This is a genomic window from Flavobacterium melibiosi (assembly GCF_048158545.1).
Lineage (GTDB): Bacteria > Bacteroidota > Bacteroidia > Flavobacteriales > Flavobacteriaceae > Flavobacterium > Flavobacterium melibiosi.
The window spans coordinates 95052-113938 of sequence record NZ_JBLNKU010000001.1; the positions used below are offsets into that span (position 1 = coordinate 95052).

Annotated in this window: 13 protein-coding genes and 1 pseudogene; 7 read left to right on the plus strand and 7 right to left on the minus strand. The window is 35.0% G+C overall.

The window, feature by feature from the left end; translation table 11 throughout:
* Positions 1–35 precede the first annotated feature (35 nt).
* Both ACM55F_RS00440 and ACM55F_RS00445 read right to left on the minus strand, forming a co-directional pair.
* The gene (locus ACM55F_RS00440) at positions 36–1229 is read right to left on the minus strand and encodes a hypothetical protein (protein ID WP_416851707.1); all 1194 of its coding nucleotides are present in this window, start codon (positions 1227–1229) and stop codon (positions 36–38) included.
* A gap of 492 nt (positions 1230–1721) precedes the next feature.
* Positions 1722–2261 carry a hypothetical protein gene (locus tag ACM55F_RS00445; RefSeq protein ID WP_416851708.1) on the minus strand — a complete coding sequence of 180 codons (540 nt, stop codon included), beginning with the start codon at positions 2259–2261 and terminating at the stop codon, positions 1722–1724.
* Between the two features lie 296 nt (positions 2262–2557).
* Between ACM55F_RS00445 and ACM55F_RS00450 the strand changes: the two genes are divergently transcribed.
* The 5 genes and pseudogenes from ACM55F_RS00450 (at position 2558) to ACM55F_RS00470 (ending at position 7440) form a co-directional block, all read left to right on the plus strand.
* Entirely contained in the window at positions 2558–3709 is a 1152-nt protein-coding gene (locus ACM55F_RS00450; protein WP_416851709.1) for an aminotransferase class I/II-fold pyridoxal phosphate-dependent enzyme, read from the plus strand.
* Positions 3710–3754: 45 nt separating this feature from the next.
* Positions 3755–4147, plus strand: a pseudogene (locus tag ACM55F_RS00455) (GxxExxY protein).
* 55 nt (positions 4148–4202) lie between these two features.
* A complete protein-coding gene (gene bioD / locus ACM55F_RS00460; RefSeq protein ID WP_416851710.1) occupies positions 4203–4823 on the plus strand; it encodes a dethiobiotin synthase in 621 nt (206 codons plus the stop codon).
* Positions 4824–4900: 77 nt separating this feature from the next.
* Positions 4901–6172, plus strand: a complete 1272-nt coding sequence (bioA, locus tag ACM55F_RS00465; RefSeq protein WP_416851711.1) for an adenosylmethionine--8-amino-7-oxononanoate transaminase — start codon at positions 4901–4903, stop codon at positions 6170–6172.
* A 101-nt stretch (positions 6173–6273) separates the two neighbouring features.
* A complete protein-coding gene (locus ACM55F_RS00470; RefSeq protein ID WP_416851712.1) occupies positions 6274–7440 on the plus strand; it encodes a beta-ketoacyl synthase N-terminal-like domain-containing protein in 1167 nt (388 codons plus the stop codon).
* 165 nt (positions 7441–7605) lie between these two features.
* Here ACM55F_RS00470 and ACM55F_RS00475 read toward each other — a convergent pair whose 3' ends face one another.
* Positions 7606–8103 carry a regulatory protein RecX gene (locus ACM55F_RS00475; RefSeq protein ID WP_416851713.1) on the minus strand — a complete coding sequence of 166 codons (498 nt, stop codon included), beginning with the start codon at positions 8101–8103 and terminating at the stop codon, positions 7606–7608.
* A gap of 300 nt (positions 8104–8403) precedes the next feature.
* Between ACM55F_RS00475 and ACM55F_RS00480 the strand changes: the two genes are divergently transcribed.
* Positions 8404–12087 (plus strand): T9SS sorting signal type C domain-containing protein, encoded by a 3684-nt coding sequence (locus ACM55F_RS00480; RefSeq protein WP_416851714.1) that lies wholly within the window; start codon positions 8404–8406, stop codon positions 12085–12087.
* A 638-nt stretch (positions 12088–12725) separates the two neighbouring features.
* Here the strand turns inward: ACM55F_RS00480 and bioB are convergent.
* From bioB to ACM55F_RS00500, 4 genes are all read right to left on the minus strand, one after another.
* Positions 12726–13811, minus strand: coding sequence for a biotin synthase BioB (bioB, locus tag ACM55F_RS00485; RefSeq protein WP_416851715.1), 1086 nt, complete (start codon positions 13809–13811; stop codon positions 12726–12728).
* A gap of 98 nt (positions 13812–13909) precedes the next feature.
* Positions 13910–14347 carry a hypothetical protein gene (locus ACM55F_RS00490; protein ID WP_416851716.1) on the minus strand — a complete coding sequence of 146 codons (438 nt, stop codon included), beginning with the start codon at positions 14345–14347 and terminating at the stop codon, positions 13910–13912.
* Positions 14348–14452: 105 nt separating this feature from the next.
* Positions 14453–14902, minus strand: coding sequence for a hypothetical protein (locus ACM55F_RS00495; protein WP_416851717.1), 450 nt, complete (start codon positions 14900–14902; stop codon positions 14453–14455).
* Between the two features lie 121 nt (positions 14903–15023).
* Positions 15024–15953 carry a bifunctional riboflavin kinase/FAD synthetase gene (locus ACM55F_RS00500; RefSeq protein WP_416851718.1) on the minus strand — a complete coding sequence of 310 codons (930 nt, stop codon included), beginning with the start codon at positions 15951–15953 and terminating at the stop codon, positions 15024–15026.
* A gap of 218 nt (positions 15954–16171) precedes the next feature.
* Here ACM55F_RS00500 and ACM55F_RS00505 point away from each other — a divergent pair, with 218 nt between their 5' ends.
* Positions 16172–18847 (plus strand): zinc-dependent metalloprotease, encoded by a 2676-nt coding sequence (locus tag ACM55F_RS00505; RefSeq protein ID WP_416851719.1) that lies wholly within the window; start codon positions 16172–16174, stop codon positions 18845–18847.
* Positions 18848–18887 lie beyond the last annotated feature (40 nt).

Here is an 18887-nt window from a genome sequence, read left to right on the forward strand (position 1 = left end):
ATTAATTAAAAATTTAGTTTCCTTTTTAAATGAAATTAATGCTTCATTGCCATTGTCATTTTTTTGTTTAAATTGAAACGATATGAATAACCAACATTGATAGAGTAATCAGCAAAAGCTGCATCACCGTGCTTAGGAACGTAATCTGCGGTATTTACATTTAGCTCATTCTCGGCTATATCAGCAGCACTTTGAATACGGTTTTTTACTACATTGTAAGGGATGTATAGACTGAAACCATGGTTGCCTAAACGGTATGAAAAACCATATTCAACCGCAATAACATATCCAGGACGACGGTATGCCACTTGACCACCAAAAGCGTCATAAGCAGGAATACCCTCAAATCGTCCGGCTAATGATACAGTGAAATTTTCTTTTTTGTCCACAGCAGCCATAAGACCTGCGCGTCCAAAATATTGATCAGGAGAGGCGTAAATATTGTATCCATCTAAACCTGCTTTTGGTGCTGATTTAAAAGTACCATTAGATTCACTTGGATTAAATAAATAATACCCATTTGCAAAACCATAAAGACGCCCTGTTAATTGTCTAAAGGCTTGTAATTCTACTGAAAAACCAACACCTCCGTCTCCCGGTTGAATGGCTTGATCCATTACAACACTCTTAGTGGTACCATCGGCTTGCGGTGCTTCATCCATTTCATCATGGCTTCCGTTATTTAATTTCACGCCTAATCCTACCATAAGGTTTCCTTTTTTAGCAGTTTTAGGATCAAAAAACCAATAGTTAACACTCAAACGTGCATCAGCAATTCCATCAGCATAAACACTGTAACGGTATGTGTTTTTTACAGGGGTTGTTTGTCTCAATATTTGAGAACGCTCATTGTTTACATAAGGTAATGTTGCGTTCAACTGAATTCGGTCTGTCAATCCGTATGAAATGTTTAAATCTACAGCATGGGAATAGATATTTACTGCATTACCACGTTCTTTACCGTTTGCATCAAATCCACCTCCAGTTGTTTGGCGATGTAGCTGTTCTTCTTTGCCTACAAAATGTCTCCAAGAGTGGAAATAGCGATAATTAGCACCTACTTGAAATTCGCCTTCGCTTAAATTATAAGAATTTGAAGAATTCATGTTTTGTCCTCCCATTTGGCGGACAGCGACGCAACCCTGTGCAGACATATTTTGGGCGTTAAAAACAATTGTAACGAATAGGATAAAAATCCAAACGGATTGTAAAGCGGATAAATTTTTCAAGTTTTTGGTTTTTAGAATGGTTAATGATATAAAACAGGCCAACAACAACTTCTTTCCAAAAAGAAGGTTGGCATTAAAAAAATATAAGTTAGTTGATAAGTATTATTGTTGTAAAACAAGATTTACTTTTGGCTTTCGCCCAAAAAGTTTCGTTTGATTTTACAAGGCAAAATAGATAGATTAAAGGTTGCCTTTGAAATAAAGAACTCTTTTATAAATCCATTTTTTGAATTTGTAAATCCATTTAAGACATGATTCTGAAAGCTAGTTGTACAAAATATACCAGAATAGAAATATAAAATAGGCCTATGAAATCATTCATAAAAAGTGAATTCTGAAAATACAAAAGACTGTTTTGTATTTATAACAGGCATAATTTCTAATAAAAACGGGTGTAATAAATGTACAGATTTAGCTTAAAACAATCTTGAATTACCTTGACTTTACAAATGCCAGATAAAAGGGAATGATTCCACTAAAATGAAAGAAGATTTAAACGAAATCGGGTGGTGTGTACGATAAGGTAAGGTGTCCTGAGTGTAAAGACTCTTTGGGATTTTCATTAAATACAATAACTTCTGCTTCTTTTTCAGGAGAAAAAGTGAAACAAACAGCGGTATTTGTTACGTAATCTTTCATTAAAGATTTTAGTAGTTTTTTGACTGGAGACTCTTTTGATGAGGATCCGTTAAATAATTGATTGTCAACAATGTCTTTTAAATCCTGACTTATTGCATCTTGATGTGAATTGCGCAGGTAATATAGACTTAGGATATTGTTTTGAATTCTTTTCTTGAAAATATGATAACTTTTATTATTGATAACCACATCTTCATTCACGTACTCAAAATCAGTGTCTTCGATAAAAGAGTATAAAGTTGCATTTAATTTGATTACTTGAAACTCTGAATCATGTCTTTTTTCCATAGAAGATACCCACGCTTGCTCTTCTTGATAAGCAAACATCAGATAGTATCCCATCACGTTGTAGAACAACGTTACTATTAAAAAAAGTGATGCAATTCGTTTCATACTTTGCCGAAAGTAGAAAACTATTTTATAAGTTAACATCTTAGATATTAATTTTAAGTTTTTTTTAACATAATTTTATGAAAGTTATGAATCGAAACCGTTTTCGGAAAAATTTGTGTATTTTTTTTTTAATTGTTTTTTTCAATTGTTAATTTTTAAAAAAATATATTTTTATGAATAATGAAATGGGATTCTAAATTAGAATTACTATTTCAAAATCCATTAATTGGAAGAAATCAGCAAACAAAAATGGCGCAAAATCCATAAACCGAAAAAGATGCTTATTTTTGCTGACTATGAAACATTTTCCAAAAAATCTATCCGCTAAACTTGAAATTCGAAAGCAGAATAATGCTTTGCGAAAATTACCTTTGTCAAGTAAAAGGATTGATTTTTCTTCCAATGATTACTTAGGTTTTTCTCAGTCAGAAATTATTTTTAATGAAACGCATCAGTATTTAATTAATAATAAGATCATTCAAAACGGAGCAACCGGTTCCCGATTATTATCTGGAAATCATAAACTGTATCAAGAAACAGAAGACTTTATTGCCAATTTCCATCAGTCAGAAACAGCATTGATTTTTAATTCGGGCTACGATGCCAATGTTGGTTTTTTTAGTGCAGTTCCACAAAAAGGAGATTTGATTTTATATGATGAATTGTGCCATGCCTCTATTCGTGATGGAATCCAACTGTCGAATGCCAAAGCCTATAAATTCAATCACAATGATTTTGAAGATTTAGAAAAGTTGATTTTACGGAATCCGAACGCCGTTATTTATATCGTTACCGAATCTGTTTTTTCGATGGATGGAGATTGTCCCAATCTGGAAGAATTAGTTTCGCTTTCAGATAAACACCATTGTTATTTAGTTGTTGATGAAGCGCATGCTTTGGGAGTTTTTGGTTCAACAGGCGAAGGATTCGTTCAAATGCTGGGCTTGCAAGATCATGTTTTTGCATGCATTATGACTTTCGGGAAAGGATTAGGGTGTCATGGAGCAGCGATTTTAGGTTCGGTTGAATTGAGGGATTATTTAGTGAATTTCGCCAGAAGTTTTATTTATACAACTGGGCTTTCACCACATTCTGTTGCCACGATTCTGGTTGCGTACCAGCATTTGAAAAAGGATTCGGCTCCAATTTTAAAACTAAGAGAAAACATTACTTTTTTTAATCAGCAGAAAAATCTGTTGAGTTTAAAACCGCTTTTTGTCCGAAGCAAATCGGCTATACAATCGGCCATTATTCCGGGAAACGAAAAAGTAAAAGCAATCGCCAACCAACTGCAGGAAAAAGGATTTGATGTGAAAGCGATACTTTCGCCAACGGTTCCAGAAGGTCAGGAACGCTTGCGTTTTTGTTTGCACAGTTATAATTCGCAAGAGGAAATCTCGGAAGTGTTGCGATTGTTGAGTACTTTTGTTTTTATGGGACACGGATAACACGGATTTAGCGGATTATCACTGATTTTAATTAAAATATATACCATGGGTGATTTATTGCATAGAAATTTGAGTGATACTATTTTGAAAATTTATTTTGAAGTTTATAATGAACTTGGATATGGGTTTCTTGAAAAAGTATATCAAAATGCCATGTATTTTGAGTTGAAATCACAAGGATATAAAGTGGAAGCTCAAAAACAAATTAAAGTATATTATAAAAGTCAATTGGTGGGGGACTATTTTGCTGACTTATTGATTGACGATTCTATTATTCTTGAGCTTAAAGCGTGTGAATGTTTGATGGACGAGCATAAAGCCTAACTTTTAAATTATCTAAAGGCAACTGAGGTAGAAATTGGATTATTATTGAACTTTGGAACAACGCCAGAATTCAAAAGGTCTATTTACACCAACGACAGAAAAAAACTAAAATAAATTTTTAAAAATCCGTGACAATCAGTTAAATCTGTGTCATTCGTGTGCTATTTATATGAAACTATTTATAACAGGAATTGGAACCGATGTAGGTAAAACCATCGCGTCAGCCATTATAACAGAAGCTTTAGAAGCTGATTATTGGAAACCCATACAAGCCGGCGATTTACAAAATTCCGACAGTCATAAAATCAAATCATTTCTGTCTAATGAAAAAACGGTGATTCATCCCAATAGTTATGCTTTGAATACGCCGGCGAGTCCACATCTTGCTGCTGAATTAGACGGAATTGTTATTGATTTAAAGAAAATTATTGAACCCAAAACAGAAAATCATTTGGTCATTGAAGGTGCGGGAGGTGTTTTTGTCCCATTAAATGAGAATGATTCTGTTATCGATTTGATTCAACCCGATTATAAAGTGATTGTTGTTTCCAGACATTATTTAGGAAGTATCAATCATACTTTATTGACCATTGAAGCCTTACAAAATAGAAAAATAGCAATCGCGGGAATTATTTTTTCTGGCGATGAAAACAAAGCTACTGAAGAAATAATTTTGAATAAAACAGGTATAAAATGTATTGGAAGAATTGTGCAAGAACCGTATTTTGATCAAAATGTAGTCAAAGAATATGCTGATTTATTTCGGGAGAATTTGCTAAAACTTCAATGACAATGGCAAAATCTGAAATGCTTCGCCAGTTCGCTATCGCTCGTGTCAAAAATCGTTAATCTGAAATCAAAAATCAAATGAATTTAACAGAAAGAGACTGCCAATATCTTTGGCATCCTTATACACAACACAAAACGGCAGCGTTACCAATTGCCATTAAAAAAGGGAAAGGCGCTTTGCTCTGGGATGAAAATAATAAAGAATATATTGATGCAATCGCTTCCTGGTGGGTGAACCCTTATGGGCATTCAAATACATTTATTGCCGATGCGATTTACAAACAGCTCACGACATTAGAACATGTATTGTTTGGTGGATTTACACACGAACCCGCTATTTTGGTTGCCGAGAAGTTGATGGAAATTTTACCGAAAAACCAACAAAAAATATTCTTTTCGGACAATGGTTCTACGGCTGTTGAAGTTGCGATTAAAGTTGCGTTACAGTATTTTTTCAATAAAGGAGAAAAGAGAACTACCATAATTGCTTTCGAAAATGCTTTTCACGGTGATACATTTGCAGCTATGGCGGCGAGCGGAATTTCATTTTACACGCAAGCTTTTGAGGGGATGTTCATTGATGTGGTTCGGATTCCGGTTCCGGTTAAAGGACTGGAGCAGGAAAGTTACGATGCTTTGCAATCCGTTATAAAAAACAACCATTGTGCGGGTTTCATTTTTGAGCCTTTGGTTCAAGGAGCGGCAGGAATGGTAATGTACGAACCGGAATCGTTAGATGTACTGATGCGAATTTGTCAGGAGAATAATGTCCTTACCATTGCTGATGAAGTGATGACTGGCTTTGGAAAAACGGGAAAAACTTTTGCAACGGATTATTTGGTTGAAAAACCAGATATGATGTGTCTGTCCAAAGCGTTGACTGGAGGAACTATTCCTATGGCGATTACTACTTTTACTCAGGATTTATTCGACGCTTTTTATGATGATGATATTAATAAAGCGTTGTTTCACGGGCACACATTTACAGCAAATCCTACGGGTTGTGCGGCGGCTTTGGCCAGTTTAGAATTGTTGCAAACCAATGAAATGCAAACGAATATAGTTCGTGTAAATCAAAGTCATTTGGATTTTCAGAAGCGCGTTAAAAATCATCCAAAAGTAGTCACAACACGAGTGCTGGGCGTCATTTTTGCTTTAGAAATAAAAACCGAAAGTGCTGCCAGTTATTATGGAACCTTGCGTAACAAACTCTATGATTTCTTTATCGAAAACGGAATAATTCTGCGTCCAGTTGGCAACATAGTTTATATTTTGCCTCCTTATATTATCACCGATGAGCAATTGGAAAAAGTATATCAAGTGGTCGAAAAGGCTTTAGAAATAGCTTAAATTTATAACAATAAAGCGACATTTTGAATCTATTAATTTTCAAACCCTCGTAAACTTTGTAAAAAACTTTGCGACCTTTGCACTTAAATAACAACACTATTTTGTCTCAAACAATCTCCATAACTGCCATTGCTTCCATTTCACCTTTAGGGAATACACCAGAAGTGATTTGGGAAAATTATCTTAATGAAAATCATTGTTTCACGGAGCGTGATTTAGACTATAAAAAAACTTTTGTTGCTGCGTTAGACACTAATTCAGAACAAGTTGTTGACGAGTTACGAGAATCGGATAATAAATACAAATCATTAGACAAATCAGTTTTGTATGCTATGGCGGCTTCAAGAAAAGCCATGCAAAATGCGGGTTGGACTCCAAATGATGTTTTTGGAATCAATATTGGTTCGTCCCGCGGCGCCACTGATTTATTCGAAAAGCATTATCAAGAATATTTAGAAACCGGAAAAGCGCATACACTTGCTTCTCCTACAACAACTTTGGGTAATATCTCTTCTTGGGTAGCTCATGATTTACAAAGTTCAGGCCCTGAAATTTCGCATTCTATTACATGTTCTACTGCTTTACACGCTTTGCTGAATGGTGTAGCTTGGTTGCGATCCGGAATGGCTGATAAGTTTCTAGTTGGTGGAAGTGAAGCACCATTAACTGATTTTACAATTGCCCAAATGCGGGCGCTGAAAATTTATTCGAATAGTACAGAAGAATATCCGAATCGTGCCCTCGATTTAGAAAAGAAACAAAGTACCATGATTCTTGGCGAAGGTGCCGGAGTTTGTTGTCTCGAGATAGGGAAAAAGAAAAATGCCTTGGCTTATATAGAAGGAATTGGTTATGCAACAGAAATTTTGGAACATAATATTTCCATTTCGGCGGAAGCGACTTGTTTCCAAAAATCAATGAAAATGGCGTTACAAAATACCGATTTATCTGAAGTTGATGTCATTGTGATGCATGCTCCGGGAACCATAAAAGGTGATTTGACGGAATACAGGGCTATTGAGAAGATCTTTGGTGAAAACCTTCCTTTGTTGACTACCAATAAATGGAAAATTGGGCATACTTTTGGCACTTCAGGAATACTCAGTATGGAATTGGCTATTATGATGATGCAACACAATAGGTTCATCGGAGTTCCTTATCCAAACAGCCCTTTCAGGGTTTCAAACCCTGAAAGGGCTATAAAGAAAGTATTAATTAATGCCGTTGGTTTTGGTGGAAATGCGGTGAGCGTATTGTTGAGTTTGTAATTGGTTAAAAAGCTAGCATACGAATTGAGAAAGATTTTACAGATTCATATGGATTGAAAATTTTAAGCTAGTCCTTTAAAACCGTGTTTAAATTCTCAAAATGTTTAGCACGCAGATTATGCAGATTTTACAGATTCATATGAATTGTAAAGTTTAAAATGGGAGCTAATCCGTTAAATCCGTCTTATCTGTGTTCCAATTTTCAAAGCTTCGAGCTTTTTCATATATCAAATTGCTTTCAAATCCTTTGCGTAACATATAATCACAGAATTTTTTGCGTTTTTTTAGCAAATTAGTTTCTCTGATGGATTCCCATTGTCTTTCTGCCAACGCATGAAAAGTTGCTGTATATTCCTCAGGAGAGATTTCCTTTAGTGCACTATTGATAAGAGTCTGTGTTATTTTTTTTGACTTTAATTCGTTTACAATTCTAATTTTTCCCCAATGTTTGATGCGGTGTTTTCCCCTGGCAAAACTGCACGCAAAACGTTCTTCGTTTAGAAAATTAGCACTGATGAGATGAACCATAATGGTGTCAATTTCTTCCGATTCCATCTTCATGCTTCGCAATTTTTGTATTACTTCTTCATGACAGCGTTCCTGATAGGCACAAAAATGCTCAATTTTATGTATGGCTTCTTTTATGGAAAAAACTGGGTTCATTTTTTGTTTTTAAAATGGTGAATTTAAGTATTTATTGTTGATTTAAAAAGATAGCATTTTCATGAAAAATAATTGTTCGTAAAATGAAATTATTTTGCTATGTTAAGGACTCGTATTTTTAACAAGAAATTTAATCTATATATTCTTTAAAATAGCATTATAGCAGGTAAATAAGCCTGTGAACGACTTTATTGTGTTATGTAAATTTGTTTTTTTTATTTTGCAGCATATTGTAGGTTTTTTCTTTTGCAATAGCAAAAGTTAAAAATTGACTTTATTTTTAAATACCACTTAAAAAATATGATCAAAAAATTACTCTTGGCCAAATTTAATATTATTATATTTTTGTTGTTTGCTTTTTCTGGAAATATGTTTGCACAATGTGCTATAACATCAACAACGAATGCTAGTTCTATAACTTGTTCAGGTGGGATTTCTTCACTTGGTAATAGTTGTGGTGGGATTTTATATATTGGTGATGGAACCAATGCTATGACTTTAACAATGAATGCTAATTTAAATCTTTCTTGTTTAGGTCCGATACGATTTATTATTAGAAATGGCGCAGCGGTAGATTTTTCGTCAGGAAATTATGATTTGCAATTGGCTGAGGGATCTTCAATTGAAATAGAACAAGGAGGGCAATTAGGAGCAGCAACAAATTGTAGTGCTTCAGATTTAATTAAAATAGGAATTGTAAAGGTTGCATCGTGCAACGGTAGTGGAGGAGGTGTGTTGTCTGATTTTCCTGGTTTAGTTGCTAATGGTGGCTATAGTTCAATAAGTGCTGCTGCAAGTCCAGCTTCAGTATGTGGATCTGGAAGTTTTACAATTACAGCGTCTGCTAATCCTTCTAGTGGAGCTACATATAAATGGTACACTTCGGCAAGTGGAGGTTCTTCTGTTTACACAGGAAATCCATATACTACAGGAACAATTTCTTCTACAACAACTTATTACGTAGCGGCTGAATATAGTGGATATACTACTGTAAGAAAACCGGTAACAGCAACTGTTAATCCAAATTTATCTGCATCCGTGAGTATTTCTGCATCGGCGAGTTCAGTATGTACTGGAACTTCTGTAACTTTTACGGCATTGCCTACAAATGGCGGAACCACACCTACATATCAATGGTATAAAGGTGTAACTGCAATTAGTGGAGCAACAGCAGCAACCTACACAACAACTGGATTGGCTAATGGAGATGCTATAAAGGTAATAATGACTTCAAACGCAACACCATGTTTGACAGGTAGTCCAGCAACATCAAATACGGTAAATATAACAGTAACAGCTGTAAACACGGTAGGCTCACCTTCATCAACACCAACATTGTGTATCAATATTCCATTGGCGAATATTACTTACACAACGACTGGAGCTACAGGAATTGATACGGCAATTAATTTGCCAACTGGATTAACAGCAGCCTGGGCATCGAACACGATAACTATAAGTGGAACACCAACAGTATCGGGTACTTTTAATTACAGTATTCCATTAACAGGAGGTTGTGGTACTGTAAATGCCACAGGGACGATAACAGTAACAGCTGCAAACACGGTAGGTTCACCTTCATCAACGCCAACATTGTGTGTCAATACTGCATTGACGAATATTACTCATGTCGCAACAGGTACAACAGGAATTGGAGCTGCAACAGGTCTGCCGGCCGGAGTTACAGCAGCATGGACATCCAATACAATTACAATTAGTGGTACACCAACAGCATCAGGGACTTTTAGCTACAGTATACCATTAACTGGAGGTTGTGGTAATATCAATGCCACGGGAACTATAACAGTAACAGCTGTAAACACGGTAGGCTCACCTTCATCAACGCCAACATTATGTATTAATACTGCAATGACGAATATTACCCATACCACTACAGGATCAACAGGAATAGGAGCTGCAACAGGTCTACCGGCTGGATTAACTGCAGCTTGGGCATCGAATAGCATTACGATTATCGGTACACCAACAGCATCAGGGACTTTTAGCTACAGTATTCCATTAACTGGAGGTTGTGGTAATATCAATGCCACGGGAACTATAACAGTAAACGCTATACCTACAGCACCCACATTTGCAACAGATGATATTACACAACCGGATTGTACAATATCGACAGGGAGTATAATTCTAAGTGGTTTGCCATCTTCTGGAACTATAAATCAAACAGGAACAGTGGCTAATAGTTATGCAATTACAGGGTCATCAATGACTATATCAGGAATTGCAGCAGGTATGTATAATTTTTCGGTATCGGTGGGAGGATGTACATCTGTTACATCATCTAGTGTAACTATTAATCAGGTTACTAATACTTGGAATGGTTCTGCATGGTCAACAGGATTAGCACCAACAATTAATAATGCTATTATTTTCGATGGATTATATTCATCAAATTCTGATATTGAAGGCTGTTCCTGCCAAGTGAATTCTGGAAACTCTGTGACAATTAATCCAGGACATACCTTAAAAATCACTAATGGAGTTAGCGTTTTAGGTACAGGAGTGCTAACATTCGAAGAAGGCACAAGTTTAGTCCAAGTTAACAATAACGCAATAAACACAGGCAGTATAACCTATAAAAGAAGTACGACCTTAATTGATAAATTTGATTATACCTACTGGTCTTCACCGGTTTCTCCTCAGAGATTAATTGATGTTTCTCCTAATACGTTATCGAGTAAATTTTATTCCTTTAATGCGGATGGGAATAAGTGGAAACAAGAAAATCCGACGGGTAACATGGGAATAGGAAAAGGGTACATCATTCGTGGTCCCGAATTTTTTTCTGGGTCATCTCCATCGGGATATCATACCGCTTCGTTCATAGGAGTTCCTAATAATGGAGTTAAAACTATTGCAATAGGAAAATCAGGAAGTTTAAATTTGATTGGTAATCCGTATCCATCGGCTTTAGACGCAACTTTATTTTTAATTGAAAATAGTACAGTATTAGATGGGACTATTTATTTTTGGACTCACAATACTGATATTGGTACAAACGTTTCTAATCCAGGATCTGGAGTGTATGCTTATTCTTCGGATGATTATGCCTCATATAATCTTACTGGAGGTGTTGGGACATCAGCCTTAAGTGATCCTGACCATGCTAGTGGAGGTCTTAAGCCATCGGGAAAGATTGCTTCGGGACAGTCTTTTTTTGCGGTTAGTATAGCAACTGGGAGTTTAGCTACATTTAAAAATTATATGAGAGAAGATGTTGATGGTAATATAATGGATAACTCCCAATTTTTTAAGATAAAGAAAAACTTGAAAAAAACAAGTGTAGTTGAAAAAAATCGTGTTTGGCTTAATTTGACCAATGATCAAGGTGCGTTTAAGCAAACTTTAGTTGGTTATGTTACGGATGCCACTAATGGGTATGATAAAGCTTTTGACGGGAAGAGTTTTGATGGGAACGACTATGTAGATTTTTATAGTATCAACGAAGATAAGAATTTAACGATACAAGGAAGAGCTTTGCCTTTTGATGAAAATGATGAAATACCATTGGGGTATAGCTCTACTATAGTAGGTGTTTTTTCAATAACTATTGATGAAGTTGATGGATTTCTAAAGTCTCAGGATGTTTTTCTAGAAGATAAGCTATTGAGTACTATTCATGATTTAAAAATAGCACCTTATACTTTTACCACTGAAAAAGGGATTTTCAATAATCGCTTTGTAATACGCTATACTAACAAAACTTTAGGGAGTGGTGATTTTGAATTAAGTGGGGATAATATTTTAATTTCCAAAGATAAAAATGAATTAAAAATAAAATCGGGCCTTGAAAATATAAAACGAATTACTGTTTTTGATTTACTGGGAAGAAAAGTTTTTGATAAAGAAGCTATAGATAGCAATGAATTCCGTACATCAAATATTACTTTGAATGAGCAAACGGTAATAGTAAAGGTAACTTTAATGAATGGTCAAATAATTTCTAAAAAAGTCATTTATTAGAAATATTTAATCAATTTACTACTTGTAACATCCCATTCTGTTTTTTGCAGAATGAGTTAAAAATGGAAAAAAAACTGAATTTGGTTGAATCTATACAATGGCCAGGGTGTTTTTAAGCAAACTCTAATTGGCCATATAGCAGGAGCCACTGATGATTATGATACTAGTTTTGATGGGGAAAGTTTTAATGGAAATAAATACATAGATTTTTATAGTGTTAGTCAGAATAAGAAATTAGTAATTCAGGGAAAGACTTTGCCATACAGAAATAGGGACTTTCGATGATTGTTTTGTATTGCGCTATACTGATAAAACTTTAGCTACGAATGAATTTGGTATAAATAAAGAATCAGTTCAGATATTCATTAAAAATAAAGAACTACAAATAAATTCAGCTACGACAGTGATCGATAAAATTTTGATATATGATTTATTCGGAAGAAAAATGTATCAAAAAAAAATGTGGATAACATCAAACTCAATGCGCTTAATTTGGTTTTAAACCAACAAGTTTTACTGGTTAAAATCGTATTGCAAAACGGTCACCCAGTTACCAATAAAATTATTTATTGAAATAAACACATAAAAAAACCATCTTGTTTAAACAAGATGGTTGGGATTTTTGTTAAAAACAAAGGTTATTTTTCTTTACTGGATGCTTCAAGATTTCTGTCTATTGTATGTCCTGGTCTTGACCATTTTGGTTTTTCGCCTAGAGGAGCAAATTGAGAATCTGCAGCCTCAACGGTTTGAGGTTGAGAAACTTTTGTAAATGGTTTTTGAGGATTTAGGCCTAACATTTCAAACATTTTCATGTCTTCATTTACATCAGGATTTGGTGTAGTAAGTAATTTATCTCCTGCAAAAATTGAATTAGCGCCAGCAAAGAAACACATGGCTTGACCTTCGCGGCTCATGTTCATTCTACCGGCGGATAAACGTACTTGAGTTTCAGGCATGATGATTCTCGTAGTGGCTACCATTCGAATCATTTCCCAGATTTCTACTGGTTTTTCTTCTTCCATTGGGGTTCCTTCAACAGCTACCAATGCATTTATTGGCACTGATTCCGGTTGTGGATTTAATGTAGAAAGTGCTACAAGCATTCCTGCTCTGTCTTCAATGCTTTCTCCCATTCCAATTATTCCACCACTACAAACGGTAACATTTGTTTTACGAACATTCTCTATGGTTTGCAAACGGTCTTCAAATCCGCGGGTTGAAATTACCTCTTTATAATATTCTTCGGAGGTGTCTAAATTGTGATTGTAAGCGTATAAACCGGCTTCTGCCAATCGGTGTGCCTGGTTTTCAGTGATCATTCCAAGGGTACAACACACTTCCATGTCCAGTTTATTTATGGTACGCACCATTTCAAGTACTTGGTCAAATTCAGGACCATCTTTTACATTTCTCCAAGCTGCTCCCATGCAAACGCGAGAAGATCCGCTTGATTTTGCTCGCAAAGCTTGTGCTTTTACTTGGCTTACTGACATTAGATCATTGCCTTCAATTTCGGTATGATAACGGGCAGCTTGTGGGCAATAGCCACAGTCTTCCGGGCATCCACCAGTTTTTATTGACAATAAGGTTGAAACTTGAACAACGTTAGGATCATGATGTTCTCTATGAATAGAAGCTGCTTCAAAAAGCAAATCCATCATAGGCTTGTTATATATTGCGATAATTTCGTCTTTCGTCCAGTTATGTTTTGTAATGCTCATCGATACGATTTTTTGATGTGCCAAAAGTAGTCAAATTGTTCTAAAGAAGCAATGTAATGGCCTTGAAAAGACAATTAGAAACAATTTATTGGCTAAAGTTAATCCGTTGCATGGCGGTTGTTCCAATATAACATTAATAACATGGTAACAATTACTGAAGATGCGATTCCTTCAAAAAGTAAACAAATGGAATAAGTGTTGACGGATGGATTTCCGCCAAACAAAAAGGTTTTGGGTAATGATTTTACATAGGAATCACCACCGTTCATGGAGCTGTAAATAACTAATCCAATGATGCTTAAAAACACTCCTATTAGTGAAGTGAGCATTGCTGAAATAGCATTGGCAACAAAATTTTTTTTACCTTCTGCAAGATTCATTTCTATAGTCCTGTTTACGCCGTAGAAAACAAAAAATACATTAAGGAGACGCAAATAAAATACATCGGCGAATCCCAATGCATTCATCAGCAAAAAATAAACTCCAATTCCGACGAAAATGATACATCCATTTAATAATTCTTTTGGTAATTTCATGCGATTAGTTTTTAAAATTTAAAAAATAGAATACATGTTTGAATTAAAAAAGTATGTCTTTTTCGGAATCTATACAAATCATTAAAATTTTGATTTTTTACTGATTTAATTTTGGTGTTTATCGGAAGTATAACGAGTTTCCCAATATAACATGAGCATAAATGTTACAATTACGGCTGATACGATTCCTTCAAAAAGCAAAGAAATGGAATAAGTCATCACAGATGGATTCCCTCCGAATAAAAAAGTTTTTGACAATGATTCTACATAGGAATCACCGCCTTTTGAAAAACTGTAAATGATTAGTCCAATGATGCTTAAAAACACCCCGGTGAGTGAGGTGATTAATGCCGAAACAGCATTAGAAACAAGAATAGTATTGCCTTCTGCAAAATTTGCTTTTAATGTTCTGTTGGTTCCGTAAAACACAAATAAGATGTTAAATAGGCGTAAGTAGAGCAAATCGGCAAGACCCAAAAACTCCATTAACAAAAAGTAAAGTCCAATTCCGATGAAAATAATAGATCCGTTGTAAAATTCTTTTGGCAGTTTCATATGATTAGTTTTTAAAAAAGTTAAAAATTATACCGCTATGACAAACAATACATTATGTATCAAATTTACAGAAAATATGACAATATTTTATGATATATGTTAAAAAATAATTTATAAAAAGCTAAATTTTATTTAGGTAGGCTATTGCAGTTTTTTTGTCTTTTTCAAGTTGCTCTTTCAAAAGAGTAACTGATTCGAATTTTTGCTCTGAACGAATTCTGTGTAAGATAGAGACCCTGATTTTTTGATTGTATAAATCTTCGTTGAAATCAAAATAATGGATTTCTATAGATTGACTTTCTCCGTCAACAGTAGGATTGAATCCAATATTCATCATCCCAAAAACTATTTTTTGATTGATGGTGCTTTTTACAATATAAACCCCGTTTTGCGGAATAAGTTTGTAGTTTTCTTCAATTTTTAAGTTAGCCGTTGGGAAATTTATAGTTCTTCCCAATTGTTTTCCTTTGACAATAATTCCAGTCAGGAAATAATTATATCCTAAGTATTTATTGGCCAAAGCCATGTCTCCTTCAACTAATGCTTTCCTGATTTTGGTAGAACTCACGGAAATATCATTTATTTCCTGAACGGATATTTGCTCTACTTCAAAATCATACTGTTTCCCAAAAGCGATAAGATCGTCAATGTTCGCAGTACGATTTCTTCCAAAACGGTGGTCATAACCAATAATTATTTTTTGGATATGAAATCGATCTACAAGAACAGTCTTAACGAAATCTTCAGCAGTTAATCTCGAAAAAGTTTCATCAAAAGGATGGATGACGAGATTTTCAATACCTATTTGTTCCAATAAATCTATTTTCTCGTCTATGGTATTGAGTAGTTTTATATCGGAATGTTCCTGTAAAACCATTCTTGGATGAGGGAAAAAAGTAAGAACTAAACTTTCGTAATTCTCATGTTCGGTTTTTTGTATTACTTTTTCCAGAATTTTTTTGTGGCCAATATGAACTCCATCAAAGGTGCCCAAAGTTAGGATTGTTTTTTTTGTGGAACTGAAATCGTTTATAGAATGAAAAATCTTCAAAGCAAATATTTTATAATAGTGCAAATTTATACTATCTATTTTAAAAGTAACGATATGAGGAATTGATTTTCGTTAGAATTTAACGTAGGCTTCTAAAAAAATGGCTTAAAAGCTATAAAAGGACAACTTGAAACTAATATTTCATTTAAAATATGTAGGTAATGGATCCATACATTAATATAAATGCTTTAATTTTGAAGTTCAAATATTTTCAAATCATGAAAAGAATTATACTATTCTTTATAATTGTTCTTTCTAATTCAATTATCCATGCTCAAAATGGCTCTCCTTGGAAAAGAATTAATCAAGATATGGTTGGTGTTTCAGATAGAAACAGTGCGAAGCCAAGTGCTGATAATCAGTTGTTATTTAAATTAGACGAAGTTGTTATAAAACAATCTTTGGAGCCACTTCATGATAAGACAGCCAAGGGAAATAGAATCGAAATTGCTATTCCAAATAGTAATGGTGTTTTGGAAAAATTTTTGGTTTGGGAGTACTCTAATTTTGAACCGGAATTGCAGGCTAAATATCCAGATATAAGAGCTTATACTGGTATTGGAATTACAGATCGGAATGCTTCCCTTTATTTCAGTATGTCCCCCAAAGGAATTCAGACCATGATACTGAGAGGTGACAGTGGATCAGAATTTATTGAACGGTATTCTAAAGACAAAACGGTTTATGTCCTTTTCAATGCTAAAAGCAGAACCAGAGGAAGTTTGCCTTTTACTTGCAAAACGGAAGAGGTAGCTTTAAACAAACAATTACTAAATAAGACCAGTAAAATTTCAGCGAGCAACCAGGTTTTTAAAACTTTAAGGCTTGCTTTGTCTTGTACAGGTGAATATGCAACTTATTTTGGAGGAACTGTAGCAGGTGCTCTGGCAGGGATGAATGCGACTATGACAAGGGTCAATGGCGTTTTTAATAAAGATTTAGCCGTAAAATTAAGCATTATTGCAAACAATAATCTCGTAATTTATACTGATGCTGCTACAGATCCATATTCGACGGTGGTTGATGAAGCTCCTGTAGCGTGGAGCCAAGAAGTACAGACTACTTTGACCAGTGTTATTGGAAATGGGAATTATGATGTGGGGCATTTATTTGGTGCTACTGGTGGTGGCGGAAATGCCAGTTGTATAGGCTGTGTATGTGAGAGTCCTACAATTGATGATCCTTTAGCAAAAGGGAGTGCTTATACTTCACCAAGTACTGCAGAACCAGAAGGGGATTTGTTTGATATTGATTTTGTAGCTCACGAAATGGGGCATCAGCTGGGTGCAGAACACACCTTTTCATATGTTCTTGAAGGTTCTGGAGTTAGTGTCGAGCCAGGAAGTGGTTCTACGATTATGGGGTATGCAGGAATTACTACGAATTATGATGTTCAAGCTAATTCGGATGATTACTTTACTTATGTAAGCATTAAACAAATACAAGATAATCTTTCGTCTAAAACTTGTCCTACGAGTGTGATAATTAGTAATAGTCCTCCAGTAATTAGCGCCGGTTTAGATTATACGATTCCAAATGGAACAGCTTTTAAGCTGATAGGAACGGGTTCAGATGTTAATGGAGATACTGTTTCTTATTGTTGGGAACAAAATGACACGGCTACCAGTACCAGTGGAGCAAATAGTGTTGCTTTTTCAACTAAATTAGATGGCCCGCTTTTTAGATCGATGTATCCAAGCAGTTCTCCAGTGCGCTATATGCCTGCTTACGGTATGGTATTGTCTAATAAATTGACTACAACTTGGGAGTCTGTTTCTACTATTGAAAGAGCACTCCATTTTACCTTAACAGGTAGGGATAATGCAGCCCTTGGAACAGCACAAACTAATACCGATGAAATGATTGTAAATGTAAGCGGAACAGTTGGTCCATTTGCGGTTACATCACAAAATACTGATGATTTAAGCTGGGCTCAAGGAACAACACAAACGATAACTTGGAGTGTAAATGGTTCAAATGCTTTAGTAGGTTCAGCCAATATAAACATCAAGCTTTCTATTGACGGCGGTTTGACTTTTCCGACAACATTGGCATTAAATACTCCAAATGATGGTTCTCAGTCAATTACAGTTCCAAATATTACAGCAAAAAATTGCAGGATTTTAATTGAGCCTACGGCAAATATTTATTATGCAGTAAACAGTAAGTCATTTGCGATTGGATATTCGGTTGTTTCATCTTGTAATACGTATACTTTCGCAGCTCCTTTTCCTATACCGGAACAAGTTGCTTATACTTCCAAAACGATTACTGTCCCAGTGGGAGCAACTGTAGCAGATGTGAAATTATCCGTTGGTTTAACTCATTCGTATTTGTCAGATGTTCAAATGGATGTGATAAGCCCGCAAGGTACAATTGTAAAATTATTTGAAAAAAGTTGCAATACTACTAATAGTACTCTATTGTTAAATTATGATGATTTGGGAGGCTCGCTTATTTGTGGAGTAACTACAACCCAAACTGTATCGCCATTTGAGCCATTAGGGGCTTTTAATGGGCAAAATTCACAGGGAGTTTGGACGTTTAGGGTTCGGGATGCTTTTCCTGATGATACAGGAACATTAAATTCGGCATCCATAACTATTTGTACACAAACATTTACTTTAGCGGCAAATGATTTTGAAATTAATGATTTTGTCTTGTATCCAAATCCAAACAATGGGAATTTTAATATCCAATTTACTAGTGTGTCATCAAATGGGGTGAAGGTATTAGTACACGATTTGTTGGGTAGAAAACTTTTTGAAAATAAATTTGAAAGCAACTCTAATTTCAATGAGAACGTCCAATTGAAAAATGTTCAACCTGGACTTTATTTATTGACGGTAATTGATGGAGATAGAGAAGAGGTAAGAAAAATTGTGATTGAATAATCAAAATAGAATTACTAAAAAAGGGAAACGGCTTATGACG